Origin of the sequence: Anaplasma phagocytophilum (assembly GCF_023476575.1) — a bacterium.
GTDB classification, from domain to species: domain Bacteria; phylum Pseudomonadota; class Alphaproteobacteria; order Rickettsiales; family Anaplasmataceae; genus Anaplasma; species Anaplasma phagocytophilum_A.
Genome location: NZ_JAHLEX010000087.1, coordinates 1 through 4996, shown reverse-complemented (window position 1 = coordinate 4996; position 4996 = coordinate 1). Strand labels below are relative to the sequence as shown.

4 protein-coding genes, 1 tRNA gene and 1 pseudogene are annotated in these 4996 nt (G+C 40.4%); 2 read left to right on the top strand and 4 right to left on the bottom strand.

The features are described 5' to 3' along the window. Positions 1 to 372 precede the first annotated feature (372 nt). From KPX09_RS04330 to KPX09_RS04315, 4 genes are all read right to left on the bottom strand, one after another. On the bottom strand, positions 373 to 741 hold the full coding sequence (locus tag KPX09_RS04330; RefSeq protein ID WP_249549154.1) for a holo-[acyl-carrier-protein] synthase: 369 nt from the start codon (positions 739 to 741) through the stop codon (positions 373 to 375). After that, positions 738 to 2018, bottom strand: a complete 1281-nt coding sequence (gene proS, locus KPX09_RS04325) for a proline--tRNA ligase (protein ID WP_249549155.1) — start codon at positions 2016 to 2018, stop codon at positions 738 to 740. Before proS ends, KPX09_RS04330 begins: the two co-directional genes overlap by 4 nt. An 824-nt stretch (positions 2019 to 2842) precedes the next feature. Then, positions 2843 to 3859, bottom strand: a complete 1017-nt coding sequence (locus KPX09_RS04320) for a hypothetical protein (protein ID WP_249549153.1) — start codon at positions 3857 to 3859, stop codon at positions 2843 to 2845. A gap of 27 nt (positions 3860 to 3886) precedes the next feature. Beyond that, positions 3887 to 3957, bottom strand: a tRNA-Phe gene (locus KPX09_RS04315). A gap of 154 nt (positions 3958 to 4111) precedes the next feature. On the opposite strand from KPX09_RS04315, the gene coaD reads away from it, so the two are divergent. After that, the gene (gene coaD / locus KPX09_RS04310) at positions 4112 to 4618 is read left to right on the top strand and encodes a pantetheine-phosphate adenylyltransferase (RefSeq protein ID WP_249549152.1); all 507 of its coding nucleotides are present in this window, start codon (positions 4112 to 4114) and stop codon (positions 4616 to 4618) included. Positions 4619 to 4635: 17 nt separating this feature from the next. Continuing rightward, positions 4636 to 4731 (top strand): annotated as a pseudogene (locus tag KPX09_RS05810) (pantetheine-phosphate adenylyltransferase); the annotation flags it as partial. Positions 4732 to 4996 lie beyond the last annotated feature (265 nt).

Here is a 4996-nt window from a genome sequence, read left to right as displayed (position 1 = left end):
ACAGCAAGTAGTAGACGTCTAGAATTCAAGTGCATAGCCATATCTAATGGGCGTCGTAGTGCGTTATAAGGGGTATCTGTTACGTTGCACGAATCTTTCAAGCTTGAAATTTATAGTATAAAATAATAATACGCGGAAAACACTCTAAAGCAAGTTTTATGCCTGCAATTATGGTGTCTACTAATTTTGCAGTAAAATTCCCTTTAGACTTGCGTTTACCTCTTTTTTCTTTGAGAAAGAGATCGCAGGCGCGACAGCAACGTGTTATCAGGTTCCTTATTACATCCCCTTCTTCAACAGGAACTCGCATCGCTTTCACTCATGCCACCACTCAAGTAAGCAGATCGGATTGTTTCTTAATTTATACCAAGACTAAGTATGTAATGTAACGAAAGCTATTGCATAATCACCATCATCACTCATACTAAGCTTTACGTGACCACTGCGCAGAGCACCTCCCTCAAATGAAATCATAGGCTGGCCATAGAAGTCGTTATATACAGATATATTCTTAGCCTTTACTCCGCGACCAAAACCCAAACCTAGCGCCTTTACATAAGCTTCCTTAGCAGCAAACCTCTTGGCAAAATGTCTTGCACGAGCATACTCATCCCGATACTTCAGAGAATCCCGTATTTCTTTCTCAGAGAATATTCTATTGGTGAATTTGTTCCCATATTTCGCAATTAAAGCTTGTACCCTTCTAGTGCATACCAAATCTACACCTATGCCCAGTATCATACGCTAATCCTAGAAATTACATCATCAACAGAAAGAAGCTCTGTATCACCAGTTGCACGATTCTTTAACTCTAATACACCATCCTTGACAAAGGAGTTTCCCACAACCACTTGCCAAGGTAAACCTATGAGGTCCATTCTGGATAACTTTACCCCAGGCGTATCATCTCTATCATCATATAAAGAATCACCAGGAACCATGGAATGCAAGCGTTCTGACACTCTTTTACACTCTTCATTCTTTGAAAAAAGATTGACGATACCAACCTTAAACGGCGCAACAGACAGCGGCCACTTGATTCCCGCATCATCATGAAACACTTCTATTATTGCCCCAATTAGCCTGGAAATTCCAATACCATAACAACCCATCTTTACGTGCGTACCACTATACCCATCAGTATTACAGAACTGCACATTCATTGTTCTCGAATAACGATCATCCAAATAAAAAATGTGCCCCACCTCTATGCCGCGCGCAGTTCTTAAGTGATCAGGAGCAACAACGCAACTTTTTTCATCATGCATATCATCGGTTGCAGCATATACCTCCTTCAATTCTTCAATTCCATAATCATTCATCTCTGACAACTCTAGCGCTCGCTTGTCATAGTAGACAGTGCTTTCTCCCGTGGGAGTCAAAACGTGAAATTCATGGCTTATACTTCCGCCTATAGCACCCATATCAGCTTTTAATGCTATAGTCTGCAGATTCATTCTCTTAAAAGCTTTCCGATACGCCCGAAATACAGCATCATAGGTTTTCATAGCCGTCTCAAAGTCAGCATTGAAGCTATACGCATCCATCATTAAAAATTCTCTGCTACGTAGTATGCCATTCCTAGGGCGTAACTCATCGCGGAATTTCCATTGAATTTGATATAAATTTACTGGCAGATTCCTATAGCTTCTCAGCGAAGACCTAACCAAATCAGTAACAACTTCCTCATGCGTGGGGCCTAAGACCATTTCCCTGCCACCACGGTCCTGAATACGGATCATTTCCTGACCGTAAGAATCATATCTTTGTGATTCTTTCCACAAATCTGCAGGCTGCATAGCAGGCATTAAGATCTCGGAAAAGCCTACTGCATTTATTTCTTCACGGATGATATTTTCCACCTTTCTCAGCACCATGAGGCCCAAAGGTAGCAAAGTATAGACGCCAGAAGCAGTCTGCGATACAATACCAGCACGAATGGAATACTTATGGGATGCAGAAACGACATCCGATGATACGTTCTTAACAGTAGGAGAATAAAACTCCGACAGACGCATGGAAGAATCGAAATTCACCTTATGCCGCCAGTCTACGAGACAATAAAATAGGAGTCAAGATAAATCGCCTATAACTTGCTATAGAGAATAAGGGAAGTAAAAACGGATTTATTACACTATTCTTCGATATATCCATATTGTGATTTTATCAGATTGACTTCTACGAGAGCCGTTCATTGCATAGAGGAGATTATTATGAAAAAACGTACGTGCTTAAAGTTGGCTTGGAAAGCCATTATCTCAGGAGATAACAACTTAATTACAGCGCAAATTATTTTAGCAACAACGAATACATAAAGACGTCTTAACAGGCATATAACGTATATGCTTTAAAAGTAAATACACTTATGTCAATACATATACGCAACACCCTATTTGTTGCTTAATTTGCGAGCGCGTATTTTTGGAAAAAGCGCTAAAGTGCTATAAGCACATAAAAAGCATCCAGTAAAACATGCTATAAGGCCTCAATTGGTGATGTATTGCACTAATTATGAGAAATAAGATCTTAGGGCTCCTATAATGGGTCAGAAAAGTAAATCCGGCAGCGTGGATCTTACAAGGATAAAGTAGAACCTGCTACGTAAGCCTAAATACATGCAAATCTTTAGAACGTCAAAATGGGTGAGATTCCTGGACAGCATGTTAATAAAGCTACTACGTATTGTTGTCCATAGTGATATTCTTTTTTTAATCACTAGCAACAGCTATGCGCAGGACGTCTCCTGTGTTTTAATCTTTAGACCCCCAGCCACACTGCATTATTGTTTTCACTAAATATCAACGCCACTGCTTCTTTAGAGGTATATAAGCGTAGTGGGAATTTACTGGCGATAAAGAAAATCTTCAATAATCGATATAGCAGAAAGTGCAGCCTTATACCTGAGATCTTGCAGGGAAGAGGTGGCATCTGTACTATCGGTCTCAGGATATACATGCCCTCGAAGCATGTTGATGGCTAAAGCTTCTGGATGATCCTGGAAGAGTATGTTTCCGTGAACATCTTCTACTGCTTCTATTATTCCATCATCAGAAAATCCGACAATCTTATACCCGAGATCCTCAAGCTTTTGAACATTCTCAGGATCATTACTTACGACTCCTCCGTGAGCATCAGGAAAAAACAGAGAATACCACCCATTCGTATCAGGCTCTACATGCTTAGACACTATAGAAGCCAATCTACTACCTGGCACGATTCTTAACCTGTGTAGAACAACATCTTTATGATGCGGATCTGGCATAGATACTGCATGCACAGCTGCAGATTCATGTGAACCGAGCAACTTGTGAACTCGTATAACCTTTATTCCCATAGCATGCATAATCCCCTGCAATCCACCGCAGACACCCATAAGCTTGATATCAGGATTTTCATGTACTATCTTAGCAATGGCTGCTGTAACCAATTGTCTATTAGGAGTCGGCGCATATGGCTCAGCGTCCACATTATAGTAGTTTCCAGGTATAAAAACTCTACTTATTTCGTTTTCTTTAAGAAAAGACAGCACCTCTTCTTTTATCATTCGTGCTTCTAAGTCATGAATCTTAAAAATATCCCCATTTGCCTCTTTCCAAGCACTTTGTCGTATCAGTTCAAAATCTACTGCCTTGTTATAATCCAAGCGAATAACTTTTGCACCAAGTCCGGTAAAGAGCTCATATATATTATGGGAAAATGTAAGTTCTTCCGGATAGGTTTCCTCCGCCGTCTGCAAAAATCCTACGACTACCTGTTGTGTCTGTTGCTGGAAAACAACACTAGCAGCTGTGCACGTTGTGTTAATAACACAAACCACGGTGGAGAGGAGTAAGACAAGCGATCGAAGGCAAACACTCATGGTACACACCTAACATCTGGGGAAATGTGGCCCGGGTCGGAATTGAACCAACGCACAAGGATTTTCAGTCCTCTGCTCTACCACTGAGCTACCAGGCCTGGTAAAAACGCAGAGTAATGACTGCACAACTCTGCACAAGATCAGAAGTATATTATATGCTCAAGCATCAGCGTTCAAGAAAAATAAACTTGAAAAATAGGTAGATAATTCTTTTATCATCCTGGATAATAGTAACTCCGTGGAGTTAAAGCCGTGACTAAGAGATTGGGGATATATCCCGGGACTTTTGATCCCATAACTTTTGGACATATAGATATAATCAAGAGAGCATGTACTCTTGTTGATGAGTTGGTCATTGGTGTGGCTAGGAGTGTCCAGAAGAACACTATTTTTTCAGCAGAATTACGTGCCGAAATGATACAGCGCGAGATGCACGTGTTGGAATGTAAGAGCATCGTGAAAGTTGAAGTTTTTAACGGTTTATTGACTGCTTTTGCCAAACAAAAAAAGGCTCTAATGATCATTAGAGGGTTACGTGCAGTTACAGATTTTGATTACGAATTTCAGATGAGCTGGATAAATTACAAGTTGACGCCGGGTATTGAGACTGTTTTCCTGCCCGCAGCAGAGGAGACTCAGTTTATCTCTTCGAGTTTCGTCAAGGAAGTTGCAAGATTAGGAGGAGATGTGAGTGTATTTGTGCCACACAATGTTCATAAGCACCTAAGAGATTTCTATAATAGTTCCTCTTCGGAGTAAATAATGGAGAAAACATTATCTCTTCGAGTTTTGTCAAGGAAGTTGTAAGATTAGGAGGAGATGTAAGTGTATTTGTGCCACATAGTGTGCGTAAGTACCTGAGAGATCGCTAAAAGAGTTCTTCTGGAGCTGGTAATTTTGCTAAGCACAGAGCATGTGTCTTAAAAGCCAAGAGAAATATGAGAAGCTACCACAATAGCAAACGAGGACAGGAACGTTTAGGAAGATATATGTTGTGGTTTTATAAGTGAATAAGCAGCCAAGAGATTTCTATAAAAGTCCTCCTGGAGTTGGTCATTTTTTACTGAGCAGCGAGTAGCTATTGGCAAACTAGAGATATATCAAGTTAAGGAAAATATATGTTGTAGTCATATGATC